The organism is Chryseobacterium luteum (assembly GCF_000737785.1).
Taxonomy (GTDB): Bacteria; Bacteroidota; Bacteroidia; order Flavobacteriales; family Weeksellaceae; genus Chryseobacterium; species Chryseobacterium luteum.
The window spans coordinates 370,293-392,454 of the sequence record NZ_JPRO01000001.1; the positions used below are offsets into that span (position 1 = coordinate 370,293).

At 37.0% G+C, this 22,162-nt stretch carries 17 protein-coding genes and 1 pseudogene; 15 read left to right on the forward strand and 3 right to left on the reverse strand.

Going from position 1 to position 22,162, the window contains the following annotated elements:
• Positions 1-31 precede the first annotated feature (31 nt).
• The 6 genes from IX38_RS01685 to IX38_RS01710 all read left to right on the forward strand — a co-directional run bounded on the left by IX38_RS01685 (position 32) and on the right by IX38_RS01710 (position 8,800).
• Positions 32-622 (forward strand): thymidine kinase, encoded by a 591-nt coding sequence (locus IX38_RS01685; protein ID WP_034701111.1) that lies wholly within the window; start codon positions 32-34, stop codon positions 620-622.
• A 196-nt stretch (positions 623-818) separates the two neighbouring features.
• Complete coding sequence (locus tag IX38_RS01690; RefSeq protein ID WP_034701112.1) at positions 819-3,266, forward strand: bifunctional UDP-N-acetylmuramoyl-tripeptide:D-alanyl-D-alanine ligase/alanine racemase; 2,448 nt, start codon at positions 819-821, stop codon at positions 3,264-3,266.
• Positions 3,267-3,268: 2 nt separating this feature from the next.
• Positions 3,269-5,425, forward strand: a complete 2,157-nt coding sequence (locus IX38_RS01695) for a patatin-like phospholipase family protein (protein ID WP_034701113.1) — start codon at positions 3,269-3,271, stop codon at positions 5,423-5,425.
• Between the two features lie 4 nt (positions 5,426-5,429).
• Positions 5,430-5,849: an rRNA maturation RNase YbeY gene (ybeY, locus tag IX38_RS01700; RefSeq protein WP_034701114.1), complete on the forward strand. Its 420-nt coding sequence runs from the start codon at positions 5,430-5,432 to the stop codon at positions 5,847-5,849.
• 150 nt (positions 5,850-5,999) lie between these two features.
• Positions 6,000-7,862: a tRNA uridine-5-carboxymethylaminomethyl(34) synthesis enzyme MnmG gene (gene mnmG, locus IX38_RS01705; RefSeq protein ID WP_034701115.1), complete on the forward strand. Its 1,863-nt coding sequence runs from the start codon at positions 6,000-6,002 to the stop codon at positions 7,860-7,862.
• A gap of 116 nt (positions 7,863-7,978) precedes the next feature.
• On the forward strand, positions 7,979-8,800 hold the full coding sequence (locus IX38_RS01710) for a class I SAM-dependent methyltransferase (RefSeq protein ID WP_034701116.1): 822 nt from the start codon (positions 7,979-7,981) through the stop codon (positions 8,798-8,800).
• 490 nt (positions 8,801-9,290) lie between these two features.
• On the opposite strand, the gene IX38_RS01715 is transcribed toward IX38_RS01710, so the two are convergent.
• Complete coding sequence (locus IX38_RS01715) at positions 9,291-10,481, reverse strand: phosphoglycerate kinase (RefSeq protein WP_034701117.1); 1,191 nt, start codon at positions 10,479-10,481, stop codon at positions 9,291-9,293.
• Between the two features lie 554 nt (positions 10,482-11,035).
• Between IX38_RS01715 and rpiB the strand changes: the two genes are divergently transcribed.
• The 9 genes and pseudogenes from rpiB to tsaB all read left to right on the forward strand — a co-directional run bounded on the left by rpiB (position 11,036) and on the right by tsaB (position 18,884).
• Entirely contained in the window at positions 11,036-11,470 is a 435-nt protein-coding gene (gene rpiB, locus IX38_RS01720) for a ribose 5-phosphate isomerase B (RefSeq protein ID WP_034701118.1), read from the forward strand.
• Between the two features lie 304 nt (positions 11,471-11,774).
• A pseudogene (locus tag IX38_RS22265) lies at positions 11,775-11,951 on the forward strand (thrombospondin type 3 repeat-containing protein); the annotation flags it as partial.
• Positions 11,952-12,613: 662 nt separating this feature from the next.
• The gene (rnr, locus tag IX38_RS01730; protein WP_034701120.1) at positions 12,614-14,767 is read left to right on the forward strand and encodes a ribonuclease R; all 2,154 of its coding nucleotides are present in this window, start codon (positions 12,614-12,616) and stop codon (positions 14,765-14,767) included.
• A gap of 244 nt (positions 14,768-15,011) precedes the next feature.
• Positions 15,012-15,275: a hypothetical protein gene (locus IX38_RS01735; RefSeq protein WP_131368629.1), complete on the forward strand. Its 264-nt coding sequence runs from the start codon at positions 15,012-15,014 to the stop codon at positions 15,273-15,275.
• A 1-nt stretch (position 15,276) separates the two neighbouring features.
• Positions 15,277-15,963 carry a LysE family translocator gene (locus tag IX38_RS01740; protein ID WP_034701122.1) on the forward strand — a complete coding sequence of 229 codons (687 nt, stop codon included), beginning with the start codon at positions 15,277-15,279 and terminating at the stop codon, positions 15,961-15,963.
• Positions 15,960-16,889: a S66 peptidase family protein gene (locus IX38_RS01745; protein ID WP_034701123.1), complete on the forward strand. Its 930-nt coding sequence runs from the start codon at positions 15,960-15,962 to the stop codon at positions 16,887-16,889. The genes IX38_RS01740 and IX38_RS01745 overlap by 4 nt, the downstream gene beginning before the upstream one ends.
• Before the next feature lie 48 nt (positions 16,890-16,937).
• Positions 16,938-17,309, forward strand: a complete 372-nt coding sequence (locus tag IX38_RS01750) for a YraN family protein (RefSeq protein ID WP_034701124.1) — start codon at positions 16,938-16,940, stop codon at positions 17,307-17,309.
• A gap of 56 nt (positions 17,310-17,365) precedes the next feature.
• The gene (locus tag IX38_RS01755) at positions 17,366-18,115 is read left to right on the forward strand and encodes an SDR family NAD(P)-dependent oxidoreductase (RefSeq protein WP_034701125.1); all 750 of its coding nucleotides are present in this window, start codon (positions 17,366-17,368) and stop codon (positions 18,113-18,115) included.
• 82 nt (positions 18,116-18,197) lie between these two features.
• Complete coding sequence (gene tsaB, locus IX38_RS01760; RefSeq protein ID WP_034701126.1) at positions 18,198-18,884, forward strand: tRNA (adenosine(37)-N6)-threonylcarbamoyltransferase complex dimerization subunit type 1 TsaB; 687 nt, start codon at positions 18,198-18,200, stop codon at positions 18,882-18,884.
• Positions 18,885-18,943: 59 nt separating this feature from the next.
• Here tsaB and porW read toward each other — a convergent pair whose 3' ends face one another.
• Both porW and IX38_RS01770 read right to left on the reverse strand, forming a co-directional pair.
• Positions 18,944-21,520 (reverse strand): type IX secretion system periplasmic lipoprotein PorW/SprE, encoded by a 2,577-nt coding sequence (porW, locus tag IX38_RS01765; protein WP_228377895.1) that lies wholly within the window; start codon positions 21,518-21,520, stop codon positions 18,944-18,946.
• An 85-nt stretch (positions 21,521-21,605) separates the two neighbouring features.
• Positions 21,606-22,160, reverse strand: a complete 555-nt coding sequence (locus IX38_RS01770; protein WP_034701127.1) for a Maf family protein — start codon at positions 22,158-22,160, stop codon at positions 21,606-21,608.
• Between the last annotated feature and the right edge of the window lie 2 nt (positions 22,161-22,162).

Sequence of the window (22,162 nt, forward strand, 5' to 3'; positions counted from 1 at the left end):
TGATCTTAAAAATATACGGCTAATTTAACAAATGTTTTTAGAAAATACAATTAATCATTCCAAACAAAGTGGTTGGATGGAAGTTATTTGTGGCTCTATGTTTTCGGGAAAAACCGAAGAGCTGATCCGAAGATTGCGAAGAGCAGAAATGGCGGGTCAGAACGTGGAAATTTTTAAACCGAGACTGGATACACGATATTCTGAAGAGGACGTTGTTTCTCATAATCAGAATAAAATCCGCAGTACAGCAGTAGATAATCCCAATGAAATTCTTCTGCTGGCTTCTAACTGTGATGTGGTGGGAATAGATGAAGCGCAGTTTTTTGATGAAAGCATTGTTGATATTGCCAACCAGCTTGCCAACAGCGGCGTAAGAGTGGTTGTGGCAGGCCTTGATATGGATTTCCTTGGACGTCCGTTCGGCCCGATGCCCAATTTAATGGCTACCGCAGAATACGTAACGAAAGTGCATGCTATTTGCAAGAGAACGGGAAATCTGGCCAATTACTCCATGAGAATTTCCCAGGGAAATAATCTGGTAGAGCTTGGTGAAACGGAAAGCTACGAAGCAGTAAGCCGGCGTGTTTTTATAGATGAAGTCCTTTTAAAGAAGAAAAAATAAAATATCCGGAAAGGCAAAAATAAAACCGTACAGCGGTGGATGATACAAAGGGACAAAGTAATTCTGTACTTTTAGATTGTCCGAAAAAATAAGTTAACTTGTAAAGGTAAAGGGCAAAAAGGAATATGGTTTAAAACAACAACCGCTTTTTCCAATTTACCATTACTGAGCTCAAAATAAAGCAGAAGGGGCACCAATGAACTATACAGTAAAACAAATTGCAGAAATCACCAATGCACAGGTTATTGGAGATAAAGATTTATGGATCAGAAATATAGCGTTCGACAGCAGAATTATTTATTCAACGAAGAATACGGCATTTATTGCGATCAATACGCATAAAAATTCCGGTGAAAAATTCATTGAATCTGCCATAGATCGCGGTATTGTTGTGATTATTTCTGAGCATCAGTATCCGCAGTTTGAAAATGTAACATGGATCATTGTTGAAAATTCGGTAGAATTTCTTCAGAAGCTGGCGAAATATCATTTTGAAAACTCCCATCTGAAATCAATCGGAATCACAGGAAGTAATGGTAAAACTATTTTGAAAGAATGGCTTTATCAATGCCTTTGGAGTGAATTCCCAACGATAAAAAGTCCGAAGAGTTTTAATTCTCAGATCGGCCTTCCGCTTTCCCTCCTCCAGATCAACACTTCTTATGAGCTTGGGATTTTTGAAGTAGGAATTTCAAAGCCGAATGAGATGGAAAAACTGGAAAATATATTCCATCCCCGGATCGGCCTGCTTACTCACATCGGAACTGCCCATGCAGCCAATTTTGAATCTGAGGAAGAGCTGATCGATGAAAAGATTCTGCTGTTTAAACATTCTGAGGTCATTATTTACAATGGCGACAATGTACTGGTTGACAATAAGATAAAAGAAATATATTCAGGCAAAAAATTAATTTCCTACGGCATTAAAAACAATAACCAGGTTTGCATCAAAGAAGGTGTTTCTAAAGATGAAAATATCACGGTGATCTATTTTGAAGAAGAGATCTCCTTCCCTGTTCACCAGAGAGATGAAGCTACTCTGACGAATGCTTTGGCTTTGATAACGGTTTTAAAGGAGCTGAATATTGATAATCAGAAGATCGTAGAAAAGATCAATTCCTTAAAAGCTGTTGAAATGCGGCTGGAATCTATTGAAGGAATTAAAAACAATATCGTTATCAACGATTCCTTTAATCTGGATCTGGATTCCCTGAAAACAGCCCTTCAGTTCCTGAATGAATATAAAAAATCTAAAAAATCTTTGGTTTTAACGGATATCGTAGGCGTTAATTCCAATTCTGAAGAACTCTACGAAGAAGTTTCCGAACTGGTGAATGACCAGAATTTCGATTCAGTATTCCTTATCGGCGATGAAATATCAAATTTTAGTGATTTATTTAAATCTAAAACTTCCACTTTCGTCAATACCCAGGAATTAATTGAAAGTAAACATCTTACAGAAATTGAAAACCAGATCATCCTGCTTAAAGGAGCAAGAAAATTCGAGATCGAAAAGCTTAAAGATATTCTTGAACTCAGAAAGCACGATACCGTTCTGGAGATTAATCTGAATGCGATCCTTCATAACATCAACTATCACAAATCCCTGCTGAAGCCGGGAACGAAAATGATGGCGATGGTAAAAGCCAATGCTTACGGATTGGGCAGCTACGAAATTTCCGAATTTTTACAGCATCATCACATTGATTATCTGGGTGTTGCCTATGCAGATGAAGGTATAGAACTCCGTAAAAAAGGAATTACCACTCCTATTGTGGTCATGAATCCTGAACAGCACAGCTATGAAGCCATCATTGAATATAACCTGGAACCTGAAATTTACAGTTTCAGGGTTTTAGATTTATTTTATGAGGCCGTTCAGAAATCCGGGTATGATAAAAAATACCCTATTCATATCAAAATTGAGACAGGGATGCACCGTCTTGGTTTTAAAGATTTTGAATTGGATGAGCTAAGTGAAGCTTTAAATCATAAAAATGTAAAGGTTCAGAGCCTGTTCAGTCACTTATCCTCTTCCGATATGCCTGAAGAAAGGGAATTTACATTCAGGCAACTGGAGGTTTTTGAAAAGAATTCCAATTATCTTATCGAAAAGCTGGGCTACACCCCTATCCGGCATGTTCTGAATTCTTCCGGAATAACAAGTTATACTGAACATCAGTATGATATGGTAAGAATAGGAATCGGAATGATCGGTGAATCACCATGCAGTGAAATACAAAAACAGCTTCAGTCTGTGGTAAGCTTTAAAACCGTAATTTCACAGATATCAACTGTTGATACCGGAGAGTCTGTAGGCTACAGCAGAAAATATAAACCTGATCATGCTGCAAGGATTGCTACAATTCCCGTAGGTTATGCAGACGGGATCCCCAGACTGATAGGAAATCAGGTTGGAAATGTAGGAGTCAACAAAATACTGGCTCCTATTGTAGGAAATATCTGTATGGACATGATGATGATCAATGTAGATCAGATTCCCTATGTAAAGGAAGGTGATACGGTCACCGTTTTTAATGCAAAACCAAGTTTAAAAGAATTCGCAGGCTACTGCAAAACGATAACCTATGAAGTGTTAACCTCCATTTCGCCCCGGGTGAAACGGATTTATATAAAAGACTAGTTATGAGAAAACTCCTGATCCTTCTCTTCGCATTCCAACTCCTGATGATCCATTCTCAAGTGAAAAAGGATCTGGTCATACCAAAAAATCCAAGAATCGGTCTTTCGCTTGCCGGGGGCGGTGCCAAAGGTTTTTCACACGTTGGAGTACTGAAGGTATTGGATTCATTGGGAGTAAAAATTGATTATATTTCCGGAACGAGTATGGGAGCTATTGTAGGCGGCCTGTATGCCTCAGGATATTCCGGAAAAGAAATAGAGAAGATCGTAATGGATACCGATTTCTATTCCCTGATCATGGATCCCAAATCCAGACAGGAATCTTCTTTCTTTAATAAATCCGTGGATAAATATCTTTTATCCATTCCTCTGAAAAACGGAAAAATATCCCTACCCTCCTCTATAAGCTCAGGACAGAGAAATGTATATCTCCTGAAGGAACTTTTTAAAAATGTTTCCAATATTAATGATTTCTCCAAATTACCGATCCCTTTTATGTGTGTAGCCACCAATCTGGAAAGCGGCAACATGCAAATCTTTGAAAAGGGAGACCTCGTACAGTCAATTATGGCAAGCTCTGCATTTCCTTCCCTTATGGATCCTGTAAAAATAGGCGATAGTATTTATATAGACGGAGCGATGACGGTAAACTACCCCTCAAAGCCTTTAAAGGACAAAGGAATTGATATCGTGATCGGCGTGGACCTTAACCAGGATTTATCAAAAAGAGAGGATTTAAACAATATTATTTCGATCCTTAACCAGGTCATCGATTTTGGTATTAAGCGAGACACCAGGAAACAGTACAAATACACGGATATCAACATCAAGCCTAATCTTAAAGGGATGACTGCCACCAGCTACGATGACAAGAAAAAAATTCTCGACAGCGGTTATGTAGAAGGTATGAAATATACAGGAATACTCGATCAGCTTCCAAAACGGCAGTTTGACCGTCTCAGAGAGCGTGTAAACCCAATATATTCCAATGTTTACAAAATAGACAGCATTTCATTGGACGGAGGCAGAATTTACGGTAAAAACTACGTCTTAGGGAAAATGGGACTACGGCTCCCTTCTATGCAAACCTACGGCTCTATCAACAAAAAAATTGACAAGCTGGTTGCAACCAATAATTACCGCTTCATTAATTATGACATCATTCCGGAAAATGATGCCAGCTACCTTAAACTTTACGTTACAGAAGATGAAGCACGCCATTTCTTAAAAGTCGGACTGCACTATGATGAAGTATTCAAGACAGGTCTTCTTCTTAATTATTCCGGAAAACGTCTTTTATTTAAAAATTCAAACCTTTCACTGGACGTTGTCATAGGTGATAAACCAAGATATTATCTGAATTATTTTATCGATAACGGATATATTCCGGGCTTTGGTATTTATTCTTCCGGAATGAGCTTCGATCTGAAAAATGTAGACAATAATATTGCGGATAAATGGGAATGGTTCCGGAATGAAGCCTTTATACAATCTGTCTGGAAAGATAAATTTGCCGTTGGCGGCGGAATAAGTCATGATTATTTCGGAGCGGAAATAAATGGCCAGCATGAACGCTATATGCGCTTTTTAAATCCTTATGTATTCTTAAAAAGTGATACCCAAAATGACAAAGACTTCCCTTCCCGTGGTATTTATATCAATGCAGAAGGTAAAGTAATCGATCTTTTGAAATCTGAGATTGAAAAAAGAATCATACAGGTAAAAGCAGATATCAGGATTAATGTTCCTCTTTCAAAACAATTTTCCTATCGCCTTAATCTGTATGGCGGTGTTACAATTGGTGACGACCTTCCGGAATTTTACCAGTATAGGCTGGGTGGCGTTTTTGAGCAGAATATAATCAACTTCAAAGGTTTTGGAGGATTCTATTTTGCCCAGCTTAATGCCAATAACGTCGTTCTTATTTCCAATGATATTCAGTTTAAATTCAATAAAAACTATTTCCTAAGCGGGAATTTTAGCTTTGCCAATCTTTCGGATGATATTAATTTTGAAGATGCAGTTAAAGTAAATTATAGTTCAGTAGGACTTACTGCGGGATACAAATCTCCGTTCGGGCAGATTAAGATCAATTTTAGCCACTCACTTAAAAACAATCAAAAAGGCATATTCAGTGTTATTTTAGGACACTGGTTTTAATACAATGATACAATTCTTTTACGAAAATTTACAGGAATCTGTGAGTACAGATTATCAGAAATGGCTGGAAGATATTATTCTTTCAGAAGAAAAAAAACTAGGCGAAATCAATTATATTTTCTGTGATGACGAGTATCTGCTGAAGATCAACCAGGATTATCTGCAGCATGATTATTATACCGATATCATCACTTTCGATTATGTAAAAGGGAAAACAATAAGCGGGGAGATTTTCGTATCTTTGCAACGAATTTCGGACAACTCCTCTACTCTGGCCAAGGATTATGAAGAAGAATTAAAAAGGGTTCTTGCCCATGGTATCCTTCACCTTGCAGGGTACAAAGACAAGACGGAAGAGGAAGAGAAAGAGATGCGGAGAATGGAAGATCTTTATTTAGCTAAGTTTAAGGAATTGAATCCTTAATAAATTGAAGAATCACTTAAAGAATAATATGTAAAGTATTCAATTATAGCAACAATAAACGCTCATGTGGAGCGTATTCTCTATAAATGTTTCACGTGAAACATTTATAGAAAACAGTATAATTAAAGGCTTTAAATAAGCAATATAAAAATGATTTCAGATATATATGATGTAATTGTAGTAGGTGCCGGACATGCAGGTTGTGAAGCCGCTGCTGCCGCTGCGAACCTTGGTTCAAAGACCCTGCTTCTTACAATGAATATGCAGACCATCGGACAGATGAGCTGCAACCCGGCAATGGGAGGAATCGCAAAAGGACAGATCGTAAGAGAGATTGATGCTATGGGAGGATACTCCGGAATTGTAGCAGATAAATCCGCCATCCAGTTCAAAATGCTGAACCTTTCCAAAGGCCCCGCGATGTGGTCTCCAAGAACCCAAAACGACAGAATGCTTTTTGCAGAAGAATGGAGACTCGCTTTAGAAAATACACCCAATCTTGATTTCTTTCAGGATATGGTGAAACAGCTTATTGTAGAAAATAATCAGGTAACCGGAGTTATTACTTCTTTAGGAATTGAGATTAAAAGTAAATCGGTTGTTTTGACCAACGGAACATTTCTTAATGGATTAATTCATGTTGGAGATAAACAACTAGGCGGTGGAAGAATGGGCGAACCCAGAGCATTCGGAATTACTGAACAATTGGTAGGTTTAGGTTTTGAAGCCGGAAGAATGAAAACAGGAACCCCTCCCCGTGTAGACGGAAGAAGTCTTGATTATTCTAAAATGGAAGAACAGAAAGGAGATGAAAATCCTCAAAAGTTCAGCTATACGGATACTCCGAAATTAGTAAAACAACTAAGTTGTCATATCGTTTATACCAATGAAACGGTACATGATATTTTACGTGAAGGTTTCGACAGAAGCCCAATGTTCAATGGTACGATCCAGAGCTTAGGACCAAGATACTGTCCAAGTATTGAAGATAAGATCAACCGTTTTGCAGAAAGAACAAGACACCAGCTTTTTGTAGAACCGGAAGGATGGAAAACTGTTGAGATCTACGTAAACGGATTCAGCTCTTCTCTTCCGGAAGACGTACAGCTCAAAGCCATGAAGCATATTCCCGGTTTTGAAAATGTAAAAGTATTCCGTCCAGGCTACGCTATTGAGTATGATTACTTCCCTCCTACCCAGTTAAAGCATACCCTTGAAACAAAACTGATCGGTAATTTATATTTTGCAGGACAGATCAACGGAACTACAGGATATGAAGAAGCTGCAGGGCAAGGATTAATCGCCGGAATCAATGCCCACAATAAAGTACACGGAAAAGAAGATTTTATTCTGAACAGAGATGAAGCTTATATCGGAGTATTAATCGACGATTTGATTACAAAAGGAACTGAAGAGCCTTATAGAATGTTCACTTCCCGTGCAGAATACAGGCTTTTATTAAGACAGGACAATGCAGATATCAGACTAACCGAGAAAGCGTACCATTTAGGTCTTGCCACAGAAGACAGATTAAGGAAAGTTGAAACGAAAATAGCTAAGAGTCAGGAACTTGAAGAGTTTTTAAGAGAAACTTCTTTAAAACCGGGTATTATCAATCCGATATTGGAAACCATTGAAAGTAACCCTGTAGATCAGGCTTACAGAGCGGCACAGTTCCTTACCAGACCGAATATTACATTGGAAAAACTTGATACTATTGATGCCATCAGAGAATTTTCTTCAAAATATGATGATGAAGTAAGAGAACAGGCAGAAATCAATATCAAATACAAAGGCTATATTGAAAAGGAAAAAGAAAACGTAGCAAAACTTAACCGTCTGGAAAATATAAAAATTCCGGAAGATTTTGATTATAAAAGTCTTTCCAGTCTTTCTTCAGAGGCAAAACAGAAAATGTCCAATGTAAGACCGAAAACTATTGCACAGGCAGGCAGGATCAGTGGTGTTTCTCCTGCCGATATAAACGTTTTACTGGTGTATATAGGACGTTAAATCAAAAATGTTTCACGTGAAACATTTGTAAATTAAAAGCAGAAATTAAGGTATTTATAAGCGTTGAATTTTAAACAGTAAATGCCTTAATTTTAAAATATCAAGTTATTAATTCAATGAGAATAAAGGATCATTTTCTTTCGCAGGAAATATTTGAAATTAAGGAAACGGAAACCAAAGGAGTTTTCAAGACCTCCCCTATTCCATCCAATATTTCCAAATATTATGAAAGCGAAGATTATATTTCCCATCATCAGGATTCAGGAAGTTTTAAAGAAAAACTTTATAAATTCTTACAGTCATTTAATCTGCAATACAAAAAAAATATCCTGGCAGACAGAATTAAAAAAGGATCTAAGGTTCTTGACTATGGCTGCGGAGCCGGAGAATTTGTAAAATATATAGAAAACGATTTTGAAACTTTCGGTTTTGAGCCTGATGCCGATGCTAGAAAAGCAGCACTTAACAAAATATCCAAAGCAACAGTAATTGATAATATCCAGATTATTGAGGACCAAAGTCTGGATGCTATAACTTTATGGCATGTTTTTGAGCATGTAGAAAACCAGGATGAAATGCTGGAAATTTTTCACAGAAAATTAAAAAATAAAGGACTTCTTATAATTGCTGTTCCCAATCCTACTTCCTATGATGCAAAACATTACAAAGAATATTGGGCAGCTTACGATGTACCGAGACATATTTATCATTTCTCTAAAAATGGTATGGAAAATTTAATTTCAAAGAAACCGGATTGGAAAATGAGAAAAATAAAACCTTTAGTCCTTGATTCCTTCTATATCTCTATGTTGAGCGAAAAATACAAAAAATCACCCATTTTTTGGCTAAAAGCAATGATCTACGGAACGATTTCGAACATAAAGGCGCTTTTTTCGAACGAATTTTCAAGTTTGATATATATTATCGAAAAAAGATAGAAAATGGATTTTTAAGCTATTTCTGAAGGTCAATTTTCATCAATTTCGAGATAAAAAACAAAAACCCGGGAAAATTTTCCCGGGTTTTTGTTTTCATTTATGCAAAATAAAAATTAGAAACTGTTAAGAATTGACTTCCTCTGCTCCATTCCATATAAATCAAAATGATTTTCATAATTGAGCATTTCCTAAAAAGAACCTCAAATTATAAAATTGAAATTGTATGATCATACAATTTCAAAACTCAAATATTAATCTAAAAAAAGTCACTTGAAAAATCCTATCAAGAAATTTCAAAATATCTAATCTGGATATTTTAGTATAAAACTAAGATTCACAAAAAACTACAAATATTCATAACTTTAAAAAACCAGAAACTGATAATGATTTTTTAAAACATGAGTTATTTTAAAATATAAAAAGTCTCTTGATAATTAAAATAAAAAAAGACCGTCAGTAGTGACGGTCTCTTATATAAAAGATTTAAATATTATTTATTGATAGCAGCAATTCCCGGAAGTTCCAAACCTTCCAGACTTTCAAGCATCGCTCCTCCTCCTGTAGAAACATAACTTACTTTTTCATCATAACCGAACTGCTTTACAAAAGCAACACTGTCACCACCTCCTACTAAAGAGAAAGCTCCTAGTTTTGTTGCTTCAGCAATGCTGTCTCCCAAAGCAACTGTTCCGCCTGAAAAGTTTGACATTTCAAAAACTCCGATCGGTCCGTTCCAAAGAATTGTTCTTGAATTAAGAAGCACATCATTGAACTGGTCTCTCGATTTATGACCTGCATCAAGTCCCATCCATCCTTCAGGGATAGAATAGATATCCGACTCTTTTCTTTCAGCATCGTTATTGAAAGCTTCCGCAATGATAACATCTGAAGGAAGATATACTTTAACATTATTTTCTTTAGCCTTACCTAAGATCTCAAGGGCCAAAGGAAGCTTATCCTCTTCTACCAGTGAGTTCCCGATTTTTCCGCCTAAAGCTTTAATAAAAGTAAATGCCATACCTCCACCAATGATCAGATTATCTATGGCCGGAAGTATATTTTCTATAATGGTAATTTTAGTTGAAACTTTAGAACCCCCAAGTATCGCAGTCACAGGCTTTTCTCCTTTCCTCAAAACTCTATCAATCGCCTGAAGTTCTTTAGCCATCAGTAAACCGAAAAATTTAGTTGATTCAAAATACTGAGCTATAACTGCTGTAGAAGCGTGTGCTCTGTGAGCTGTACCGAATGCATCATTCACAAAAGCATCTCCAAGTTTTGAAAGCTTTTCAGCAAATCCTGCGTCACCCTTTTCCTCTTCATTGTGAAAACGAAGATTTTCCAACAATAAGATTTCACCAGGCTGAAGTTCAGAAGCAGCTTTTTCAGCCTTTTCTCCGATACACTCATCTACAAACTTAACTTCTTTTCCTAAAACAGCGGAAACTTCATTTACAATATGCTTAAGAGAGAATTCATCTTTTACCTCGCCTTTCGGTCTCCCAAGATGGGTCATTAAAATTACAGAACCTCCGTCATTAAGAATTTTTTCAACCGTAGGTTTTACAGCCGATATTCTTGTATTATCTGTCACTTTAAGCTGATCATCCTGCGGAACATTGAAGTCCACTCTTACCAGAGCTTTCTTGTCTTTAAAATTGAAATCATTGATTGTTTTCATAAATATCTTTGAATTTTCGTTTCACAAATGTAAGCTTTTAAACATTTTCAAAGGAACCAATAAAACAAAACTTTTTGAAAACTTTCCCCCAACCCAATCACCCACTAATCAACAATTTTTTCTCTTTATAAGAAAAGAATAATGTAGTTGTTGTTGAGTATTGTTAGTTTCGGGGATAAGTTTTATCAAAATAATTGGTAACAAATAATTTTTATTCAATTCATATTTAATTCACATTGTAATATCTTGTAAATCTGCCTTTTCACAGACTTATCAACAGATGTGGGTAACTTTGCCATAAAGCGATTATTAGTTATTTAATTATGGAAAAACTTTGGATTAAGTGGAGAGAACATTTTGAAAGTTGTGGTTAAAATTTTCAAATACATTTCCCATTACGAAATAAATTCATCTTTAAAAATAGAAAGTTGGAAAAAGTTTTCCACAGTTATTCACATACCTCTTCACAAATTACTAGGGATTAACTAACAGACTTTGTTATTATTCTTACCTTTGTCATGAAATAAAATCTAAAAAGACTTAATACAAGTATTATGAAAAGAAAAATAGCTATTGCTGCAGACCATGCAGGCTATGAGTACAAAGAGATTGTTAAGAACTATCTGTCAGAACGTTTTGATGTTCAGGATTTTGGAACGTTTTCCACAGACAGTGTGGATTATCCGGACTTTGTTCACCCAGCTGCAACATCCGTGGAAAACGGTGAAAATGAACTTGGAATATTAATTTGCGGAAGTGGAAACGGGGTTCAGATCACTGCAAACAAACATCAGAAGATCAGATGCGCCCTTTGCTGGATGCCTGAGATTGCTGTACTGGCAAGACAGCATAATGATGCGAACATGATATCAATACCGGCAAGATTTATCTCTAAGGAACTAGCCATAGAAATTGCTGAAAAATTTCTTTCCACAGACTTTGAAGGAGGAAGACACCAGACCAGAGTAGACAAAATTGCTGTTTGCTAAACATATAAAGGCCTGTAAATCAAATTACAGGCCTTATTTATTATTTATTTTGTATCTTTGCAGCAGTTAATAGAAATTACCAGACTATTATTTCCGTACAGAACCTGGATATTTATTCAAAGGTTTTTCTCCCCTCTTCTCCATATTTGTAGTATTTTTATACAACTAAAGTTTCCATTATAAATAAATTGGAAGGAAAATTGATGCTGTTGAATTAAAAAGAGTCATATAAAACTGAATGAAGATCAAAGTATCTGCCGTATTATTTTTTATAATAAGTTATTTCCATGCTCAGGAAATAAAGGATACAGATAATGATGGAATTACTGACAAGGATGATCAGTGTTTTGAAATAGCAGGACCTTTAGAAAATAACGGTTGCCCCTGGCCGGATACAGATGGTGATGGAATTTTGGATAAAGATGATGCATGTCCAACTGTTGCAGGGAAACCTGAGTTGAACGGATGTCCAAAAGATGATTGCACAGACAATATTAAGCTTCAAAAAAGAAATGTTGAAGATTTTGTTTTACAACAAAAGGAAATCAATTATCAGGCGTTGCAGAAACATTTTTTACAGATTTTAAAAAAGATAAATTTTAATTCAGAAATACTATTATTTTTAAATTCAAATGTGTTGGAAGGTGAAGGTCCTTCAAAGTGTCCGGGTTTAGATTTTCCAGAATATCAGGAATATTCTACAAGCAATTTAGTATGGAATGAAAGTATGCTGAATGCTTTATCCAAAACATTAGATAAAACTATTTTTCCAGTGTCATATAATTCCTGGTGGTGGGGAAATGGAGGATTTTACACAGAAAATAGTAAAGAGTTTAGATTTTTATCCAAAAGTCAGATAAATTATATCAATAACTTACCATTATTTTCTGATGTGAAACACGGAAGAATCAGATATATTAGGGTTAAAAATAAAAAGCTGGAAGGACTGTCTAAAGATTTTAATCAAATTATCTTTCGTCAGGATAGAACAATTGTTAATGGATCATTTCAAACAGAAATTGAATTAACAATTAGCACAAAAATAGAATTTCATGCTTATATTTTTAAGTATGATTTTGATAAAAAAAATTGGCTTTTAACATCAGATAAAAGTCAGATAACAACAATTAAATAACATTAAAAATGCCAAGAAAAGGTAAATATATAAGCCATAAAAACGAACAGAAACTCATAGAGATCGGAAGACTGATCCTGCGTTTCATGAATACCAATTCGTCCAAGATCTACAATTATAAGCAGATTGCAGACGGAATAGAATATAAAAATCCACGCCAGAGAGAGCTGGTGATCCAGGCTCTTCACAAACTTCAGGGTTCTGAGAAGATCAAAGAAGTAGAAAAAGGAAAATTTATCGTTAACCTGAAGATTGCAGGAACTTTGACGGGAGTCATTGATTTTAACCAGTCCGGAAATGCCTACGTGAGTGTAGAAGGTGTGGAAGATGATGTCTTTATTCATTCCAAAAACGTGAAAGATGCATTACAGGGCGATAAAGTCCTGATTGTGACCTACCATTTCAAAGGGAAAAAACTGGAAGGCTCTGTACTGGAAGTTCTGGAAAGAACCAGAACTGAATTTGTAGGAACATTCCAGGTAGTTGCCCATAAAGACTTTGGATTTGTGGTTTGCGATAAAAAATCCATTCACACGGATATCTTTATCCCAAGATCTAAATTCGGAGGTGCCGAAAACGGCGATAAAGTCGTGGTAAAAATGACAGAATGGAGACCGGGAGACAAAAATCCTCAGGGAGAAATCACTAAGGTATTGGGAGCTCCTGGTGAGCATGAAACCGAGATCCACTCTATCCTTGCAGAATACGGCCTTCCTTACGAATTCCCGCAGGAAGTTGAGCTGGATGCAGATAAAATTGACAGAAGAATCACCGATGAAGAAGCTGCCAGGCGTTGGGATATGCGTGATATCTGTACATTCACCATTGACCCCAAGGATGCAAAAGATTTTGATGATGCGCTTTCAATAAGAAAATTGGAAAACGGAAACTGGGAGATCGGTGTCCACATCGCAGATGTTTCTCATTATGTAGTTCCCGGAACTATCCTGGATGATGAAGCTTACAAAAGAGCAACTTCGGTATACCTTGTAGACCGTGTGGTTCCGATGCTTCCGGAAGTTTTGAGTAACGATGTGTGCTCACTTCGCCCTAACGAAGATAAATATACGTTCTCTGCAGTTTTCCAACTAAATGATAAAGCGGAGATCCAGAAACAATGGTTCGGAAGGACAGTGATTCATTCAGACAGAAGATTTACTTACGAAGAAGCTCAGGAACGTATAGAAACAGGGCAGGGAGATCTTGCTGAGGAAATCAATACCCTTGACAGGTTAGCCAAAATTATGCGTGACGAACGTGTAAGAAACGGAGCAATTACATTTGACAGAAGTGAAGTAAGATTCAATCTGGATGAAAATAACTCGCCGATCGGGGTGTACTTTAAAATAAGTAAAGATTCCAATCACCTGATCGAAGAATTCATGCTTTTAGCCAATAAAAAAGTGTCTGAATTTGTTTCGCTGAACGGTAAAGGCGGAGTGAGCAACAATACCTTTATTTACAGGGTCCATGACGATCCGAATCCAGCTAAACTGGAAGCATTAAGAGACTTCGTTTCCACTTTCGGATACAAAATGAACCTTGACAATACCAAAAAAGTTGCAGAATCTTTGAACAAGCTTCTTTCTGATGTCAAAGGAAAAGGAGAAGAAAATATGATCGAAACGCTTGCCATGAGAAGTATGAGCAAAGCCGTGTATTCTACAGAACCTATCGGCCACTACGGTTTAGGATTCGAATATTACAGTCACTTTACCTCTCCTATCCGTCGTTATCCTGACCTTCTTGCCCACCGTCTTTTACAGCATTATCTTGATGGAGGAAAATCTCCAAGCAAGCAGGAGCTGGAAGATAAAGCCAAACACTGCAGTTCTATGGAAAGACTGGCTGCCGATGCAGAAAGAGATTCCATCAAGTTTATGCAGGTGAAATTTATGGAAAAACATCTTGGAGAAACATTCACAGGAGTTATTTCAGGGGTTGCAGAATTCGGTTTCTGGGTTGAAATCCCTGAAAACGGTGCTGAAGGCTTGATCAAATTAAGAGACCTTGTGGATGATTCCTATTCTTATGATGCGAAGACCCATGCAGTTTATGGTCATAAAACCGGAAAAAGGCATCAGTTAGGGGATCAGGTCCAGATCAAAGTAGTAAAAGCCAACCTTATTCAAAAACAGTTGGATTTTAAGATTGTTGATTAATGACAAAAATTGATAAAGCGATCGTGTTCAGTCTTCTGAATACGATTTTGCTTGTGACAGTTATTTTTAAGACTGTCCTCAATTTTATGTATTTATAGGGGTTATCCTGTTTCTTATTGTAGTAAGTAATTTCTTAATCAATAAAAACAGGATTAATATTGGAAATGAGGGGAAAAAATATTTTTTTTTGATTAAATTTCCGCTTGTAATTAATTTGTTTTTTCTGATCAATTTTATTACAGGGATGAATCCCACAAAAGAAACCTATTGTTATAAAGCACAATCATCTTATGTTGGAGGCGTTCATAGCCGTCAGGTAGGAAAGACTACCTATATATATTTAAGTGGAAATGCCTATGAATACGAGTATATGATAAGGAGTTTTTTCATCGATTATAAAAGGATGATGTATAAAAACCAGATTACTTATACATTTGAAAGAGGTATCTTTGGGCTAAAAATCAGGAAAGATTTCCAGTTTTTTTATAATGAAAATTGTTTAGAATAGAATGTTTGAACTTGTACTTTCTGCCGTTGTCTTAGGATTTATGCTGAGCCTGGTTTTTATAGGACCTATTTTTTTCCTTTTAATTGAAACCAGCTTCAGCAGGGGCCCAAGACACGCTCTGGCATTGGATCTCGGAGTTATTACAGCAGATTTATTATGCATTGTTGCTGCGTATTATGCAAGTGCAGATATTGTTACCTTAATAGATAAGCATCCCGGTTTTTACAGGATCACCTCTATACTTATTTTTGTGTACGGGATTGTTATGATGGTCACCAAGACTAAAATGCATTTGCCCGGTGAAGAAAAAATCATTGGCCAGAACTATTTTAAAACGTTTTTCAATGGTTTTTTCTTTAATCTTTTAAATGTCGGGGTTATTCTTTTCTGGCTCGTTACGGTGATCTCCGTAAGAAACCAGTACCCGGATACCAGCAGCTTTATTTTTTACATAAGTATTGTTATTGGCACCTATCTCTTCATTGATCTGGCCAAAATATTCCTTGCAAAACAATTTCACGATAAACTTACCCAGAAACTTGCCAACCAGATCAGAAGAATCGTTGGCGGGATTCTTATTGTTTTCAGTTTCTTTATCTTTCTGCAGAGCTTTAAGAAATTCAACCAGTTCGACAGGCGTTTAGAAGAAGCTGAGAAAAAAGAAATCAAGTATCAAAAAACAGAATGAAAAAAATAATATTTCCAAAACCCCTTAAAAAAGGTTCCAAAATAGCTGTTATTTCCCCTGCCGGAGCTGTAGATATTACCCAGCTGGAAAAAGGCATAGAAATGATTAAAAACATAGGTTTTGAGCCTGTGCTGGGCGAACACCTTTATACTAAATATTCAAACGGGTATAATTACGCCGGTACGGAAGAAGAAAGAATTAAAGACATCAACTGGGCTTTAAATGATAAAGATATTTCAGCAATCTGGGCCTCACGGGGAGGCTACGGATGTCAGCATCTGGTGCAGCATTTAAAACTTAAAAACTTTACAGAAAACCCGAAATGGTACATTGGTTACTCAGATAATACGGTTATTCAAAGTTATTTATTGAAAAAAGGTTTTGCTTCTATTCATGGACAAACCATTAAGACTTCGAGTTTTGGAGTGACGGATGAAAGCTATGATCTGGTTTTTGATATTTTAAAAGGGAAAAGTCCTGAATATGCCTTAAAACCACATCAATTTAATAAAACAGGGAATATTGAAGGTGAACTGGTTGGGGGTAATTTAGCCCTGATCTATGCTCTTTTGGGAACTAAATATTCCTTCGATTTTAAGGATAAGATTTTATTCATTGAAGATATCGGGGAGAACTTTTATGCCCTGGACAGAATGATCATGACCCTTGAATTAGCTGGAGTTTTTAATAAAATAAAAGGATTGATCATTGGCGGAATGACCAATATGGGGGATGAAAAAGAAAATAAAAGCTATGAAGAAAGCTTCGATGAATTTGCCTATAAACTGATCTCGGACAGAATTTCAAAATATAAATTCCCCGCTGTTTTCGGATTTCCAAATGGCCATATTAAAGATAACAGACCTTTAATTATTGGCGGAACGGTTAAAATGAAGGTTGAAACTAAGGTTAAGATTGAGTTTTAAATTGATCAATGTCACACACTCCCATCCTCAAACTCTCAAACTCAAAAGATGGCAACTCACAACGATTTCGGGAAAATAGCGGAAGACCTTGCAGCAGAATATCTGCAGAAAAACGGCTACAAGATCGTTACCAGGAATTTCCGGTTTCAGAAAGCTGAGATCGATATTATTGCTGAAAAAGAAAATTTGATCATTATTGTAGAAGTAAAAGCCCGTTCTACAGATGCTTTTATGCTGCCTCAGGAAGCGGTTACCAAGACAAAAATCAAATCCATCGTTACCGCAGCCAATCATTATCTTGAAGAATTTGACAAAAACAGTGAAGTAAGGTTTGATATTATTTCTGTGCTTCCTGACGAAAAAAAGAAATTGATTGTTGAACATATCACCGATGCTTTTGAAGCATTTGACGCCAACTAAAAAGTAGAAAGTATTAGTTACTTTCTATGATGTACAATTATACATTTTACAATAAAATGAAAACAATACTCATCACCGGAGCTACTTCCGGAATAGGAAAATCCACTACAGAACTTCTTGCAGGACAGGGAAACAAAATCATTATCTGTGGAAGGAGAAACGAAGTTTTAGAATCATTAAAAACCCAGCTTTCTCAATTTACCGAAATATTTAGTTTAAACTTTGATGTGAGGAATCTCGAAGAAGTTGAAAAAGCAATACATTCCCTGCCTGAAGAATGGAAAACTATTGATGTTCTGATTAATAATGCAGGAAATGCACACGGTTTAGATCCTCTTTCTGCCGGAAAGACAGATGATTGGGATTCTATGATCGATGGTAATGTAAAAGGACTGTTATACGTGTCCAAAATGATCATACCCTCTATGAAAGAGCGTAATTCAGGGCATATTGTAAACATTAGTTCAGTGGCGGCAAGGCAGACTTATGCCAACGGAACCGTGTATTGTGCAACTAAAAAAGCAGTTGATGTAATTTCTGAAGGAATGCGTCTGGAACTTACTGAATTCGGTATCAAAGTGACCAATATTCAGCCGGGTGCTGTGGAAACAGACTTCTCCATGGTAAGATTCAAAGGAGACAGTGAGAGAGCGGCTACAGTATATGCAGGTTATGAAGCTTTGAAGGCCGGAGATATTGCTGATGCTATCGCTTACTGTATCAATGCTCCCAAACACGTTATGGTTTCAGATATGACCATTTATCCAAGTGCGCAGAGTGAGCCGAGAACGATCTACAGAAAATAGTTAAAATAAAGACATAAATTTGCAGAATATCCGGAAGCAGTATTGCCTTTCGTAATTTTGCCATCAGCTTAAAATAAAAGAGATGAAAATTCTATATCTGGAAACCTCTTCCAAAAACTGTTCGGTAGCTATTTCAGACGATGAAAAGCTGCTATGCCTGTGCGAAGAAGTTTCTGAAAACTATAAACAGTCCGAAAGTCTTCACACTTATGTAGAATGGGCGTTGGAAGGAGCCGGACTCACCATGAAAGATATCGGGGCTGTTTCATTAGGTAAAGGGCCCGGTTCCTATACCGGATTAAGGATTGGGGCCGCTTCTGCAAAAGGCTTCTGCTATGGACTTAAGGTTCCGTTAATCGCAGTGAATTCTTTAGAAAGCATGACAGAGCCTTTTTTAGGCAAAAACTACGATTATATAGTGCCATTGATCGACGCAAGGAGAATGGAGGTTTATACGGCCGTTTATGACGGCGGGACAGGAAAAGAACTTTCACCAACCGAAGCTAAAATTTTGGACGAAACTTCGTTTGAAGAATTTAAAGATAAAAAAGTAATTTTTGTAGGAGACGGTGCAAAAAAAGCAAAGGAAATCCTGAATCTTCCGGATGCTGATTTTAAGGATGACGTCTACCCTTCCGCACAATACCTGATCAAAAGGACTATGGAAAAGATAGATCAGAAAGAGTTTGAAGACATCGCCTACTTTGAACCCTTTTATCTCAAAGATTTCCATGGAGTAAAGAAAAAGAAATCTTCAGATTCTATATGACCATAAAAAAATAAACAATTACATACAAAAAGCGAAGAATAACTCTTCGCTTTTTTATTTTATTTAGGCATTGCAGGAATCGCATCAGGATTTTTTTCTTTGTCCTGGTCTTTATCCTTTTTCAATTTCTTAGGTTTTTTAGGTTCGGTATCTGTCTGCTGTATTAATTGCTGAAGCTGACCGTTTTTATCATTTCCGGCAGGATTCTGAGGGATACCGTTATTTATATCCTGTACAGGCTGTGCCGGCACTTGTGGCTGCTGTGAAAGGGAATTTCCTTTATTATCAGTGGCCTGGAAAGAAAGCTCACTTTTCAGATAATTCAGCATTTCCTTTGCCCTGATGCCTTCCGGAGTTTTAGAATAATTCAGGGCAATCTGCTCAAGCTGCAGGATCATGACCTCTTTCCCGCTGCTTTTTCCTGTATTAAAAGCATTCAGCAGATGGAATTTAGGAATAAGGGCATCTTTGGGATATTTCTGTATCGTCTGTTGTATAATGTCCCGGCTTTCTGCAAACTTTTCAGATTCATAAAGAGCGTATGCTTTTTTATATTCGTTTTCAACATCTTCTGATGACTTTACGAATGAATTATTCTTAGGATTTCTCGCGAATTCAGCATAAGAAGTATAAGGATAATCGGCCAAAAGGATCTGTTTTGCTCTTTCGGAAGCCTGGGGATTCTTTTGGTAATTCATTGCAAAGATTTCATAAAGTGCCTGGAGCATTACTTTTTCCTCAGGCTTTACATCAACAAGATCATATAAAGTCTTTGTTGCCAAAGGTGTATTGGTGAAATAATTCTGGTACATCACTCCCAAACCTAGAGAAGCAGTGTCCCTGTCTTTCTTCAGCTGACCCAGTTTTTCCTGATCTGTAGGAATCTGTTCAATGTAAAAGGTGGGTTCAAAACGTCTTGGATTAGGTGCTGAAGTAACGCCAAGTGCTTCATTCTTCATATCTTCAATGGTCGCCATTTTTTTGGAATAACGCCAGTTATCGGCTAATGCCCGGTCTCCCCAGATCTGCTTAAATGAAGAGGAACCTTTGCTTATCGTTCCTGTATTGCTGAAATAAAATCCTTTGGTAGTTACCCCGAAATCTTCAAACGAATTGGTATTATTGGCAAATATTGAATTCGCGTTGTAATCTCCGGAATCAAAACCTTTGCTTCTTTCTGCACGTCTTCTCTCCTGCTCTTCTTTTTCTTCCTTCGCTTTCAGTTTTGCGATATATTTTGAGAAAAAATCAGTTTTCTGAGCATCGCTCATCTTCGCTAAAGAAAGAATGCTGTCATTCTTCTTGATCAGATAATAATTTTTGGAGATCTTCTTAATGTATTCAGACTGGTCTTTTAAAAGAATCTTTGAAGGTTCGTAGGTCATCACCGTAAGAGCAGAATCATAATACGTCCCTGCACCGATATAATCGTTTTTTTCGAGATAGCTCTTCCCTATTTCGTAATAGGTAAGGCCTCTAACCTGCGGATCGGATACCTTCTCAAACAGGGATTTTTTGAAGAATTCCTGAGCTTCATCCTTTTTTCCGGCTTTGTTGGCCATTAAACCTAAAGCATAATAAAATTCGTTCTTTCTTGAACCGTAAGTTCCCTTCTTGCTGATGCCTTCCAGATAGTTTTTAGCGCCGTTATAATCCCCTTTTCCATTGAATGTTTTAGCAATTGCAATTTGGGATTTCACTTCAAATTCAAAATCGTTGGCATATTTATAAGCCTGGGTAAAACTTTCACGTGCTTTATCATTTTGACCAAGATTTTCAGAAACCTGTCCTCTCAGATAAGAGATCCTGCTTTTCAGTTTTCTGTCAGAGTTCAGCTCAAAAGCCCTGTCCAGCTCAGCTCCGGCTTCCTCCAGTTTTCCTGCGTCCAGAAGAGCTTCAGAATGATAGATACTCAGCAGTTTAGCATAACTTTTATTAATATCCTCCCCTTTCAGTTTGGCAAAAGTTTCGTTGGCTTTATGATAATCTTTAATCTGCGCATATGCTACCCCCTGATAAATTCTAGCCAAAGGGAGCCTTTTATCATCCTTCATGTGTGTGAAAACATAGTTCAGGGCATCCAGAGCCTGCACAGCTTTATTCTGGTAAATTCTGGACTGCACAAGGATCATGTAGGCATCAAAGATCTTCTTATTCTTTTCTTCACCGTTTCTGATAACGGAATATTTGTTGATGGCTTTTTGAGCCTTTGCCTCGGCAATTTCTAATGTAGTTGCTCCTTTATTCTGAAGTTCATCCGGCATTCCCGGAGTTGCAGATCCCTGAGCACCGGGCATTCCGGGTGGTACTCCCGGAGCTCCTCTTCCGGAAGAAGGTCTGTTCACTTCAGCCATTTTCATGGAATTTTCAGCGAATGCGGCAGATTGTCCCAGATCACTTCCCAAAGGCTGATCTTCAATGGTAAGAATAGGAATATAAGGAGCATAAAAATTGTCCTTATGTCCCTTGTCTCTGCTCGTAAATTCACTGTTTAACGCATCTTTTGCATTAAAAAGGGTATTATAATAGGTGTTGAATCCTTTCATGAATTTAGATCGCTGTTCCGGTTTTTTAGTCTTGGTCGCACAGGAAGCAACGATGCACATGATTAAAAGGAATAAAATATTCTTTTTCATTATTCAATATAACTCTCTTATCTGCTTTTTATTATAAGCAGCTGATGATTTTGTAAAAATAACAAAATTTTGTAATGAATAATATTTATATTTCTTTCAAAATTTTATAAACCAAATGGGTAGGAAGTCCCATGATCGTATAAAAGCTTCCGTTCATCCTGCTGATCTTTGCCATACCCAGCCATTCCTGGATGCCATAGCTGCCTGCTTTATCGAACGGTTTGTAATTTTGAACGTAATATTCTATTTCATCATCGGTAATTTCATCAAATTCTACATCCGCAACATCGGTTTCAGTCCATGTTTTACTAACGGATTTTATGGTAATTCCCGTATAAACCTGATGCGTTTTTCCTGAAAGCAGGCGCAGCATATTTCTGGCTTCATCCTCATCTTTCGGTTTTCCAAGGATCTTATTATCTATTGCAACTACGGTATCGGCAGTGAGCAGTACTTCATCACCGGCTAACTCTCTGAATGCCTCTGCCTTTAATTCTGACAGATAAGCTGCGGCCTCTCCTATTTGGATGTCTTCGGGAAGAATTTCTTCACAGTCTATTTTTACCACCTCAAAATCGAACCCTAAGCTTGAAAGCAGTTCTTTTCTTCTCGGTGACTGGGATGCTAAAAGTAATTTCATAA

Coding starts and splice junctions, on each gene's coding strand:
- tsaB (WP_034701126.1), top strand. CDS start 18,198: ATGAAAATTCTATATCTGGAAACCTCTTCCAAAAACTGTTCGGTAGCT.
- mnmG (WP_034701115.1), top strand. CDS start 6,000: ATGATTTCAGATATATATGATGTAATTGTAGTAGGTGCCGGACATGCA.
- rnr (WP_034701120.1), top strand. CDS start 12,614: ATGCCAAGAAAAGGTAAATATATAAGCCATAAAAACGAACAGAAACTC.
- IX38_RS01745 (WP_034701123.1), top strand. CDS start 15,960: ATGAAAAAAATAATATTTCCAAAACCCCTTAAAAAAGGTTCCAAAATA.
- IX38_RS01690 (WP_034701112.1), top strand. CDS start 819: ATGAACTATACAGTAAAACAAATTGCAGAAATCACCAATGCACAGGTT.
- IX38_RS01735 (WP_131368629.1), top strand. CDS start 15,012: ATGAATCCCACAAAAGAAACCTATTGTTATAAAGCACAATCATCTTAT.
- IX38_RS01740 (WP_034701122.1), top strand. CDS start 15,277: ATGTTTGAACTTGTACTTTCTGCCGTTGTCTTAGGATTTATGCTGAGC.
- IX38_RS01710 (WP_034701116.1), top strand. CDS start 7,979: ATGAGAATAAAGGATCATTTTCTTTCGCAGGAAATATTTGAAATTAAG.
- IX38_RS01715 (WP_034701117.1), bottom strand. CDS start 10,481: ATGAAAACAATCAATGATTTCAATTTTAAAGACAAGAAAGCTCTGGTA.
- IX38_RS01695 (WP_034701113.1), top strand. CDS start 3,269: ATGAGAAAACTCCTGATCCTTCTCTTCGCATTCCAACTCCTGATGATC.
- IX38_RS01755 (WP_034701125.1), top strand. CDS start 17,366: ATGAAAACAATACTCATCACCGGAGCTACTTCCGGAATAGGAAAATCC.
- IX38_RS01750 (WP_034701124.1), top strand. CDS start 16,938: ATGGCAACTCACAACGATTTCGGGAAAATAGCGGAAGACCTTGCAGCA.
- ybeY (WP_034701114.1), top strand. CDS start 5,430: ATGATACAATTCTTTTACGAAAATTTACAGGAATCTGTGAGTACAGAT.
- IX38_RS01770 (WP_034701127.1), bottom strand. CDS start 22,160: ATGAAATTACTTTTAGCATCCCAGTCACCGAGAAGAAAAGAACTGCTT.
- IX38_RS01685 (WP_034701111.1), top strand. CDS start 32: ATGTTTTTAGAAAATACAATTAATCATTCCAAACAAAGTGGTTGGATG.
- rpiB (WP_034701118.1), top strand. CDS start 11,036: ATGAAAAGAAAAATAGCTATTGCTGCAGACCATGCAGGCTATGAGTAC.
- porW (WP_228377895.1), bottom strand. CDS start 21,520: ATGAAAAAGAATATTTTATTCCTTTTAATCATGTGCATCGTTGCTTCC.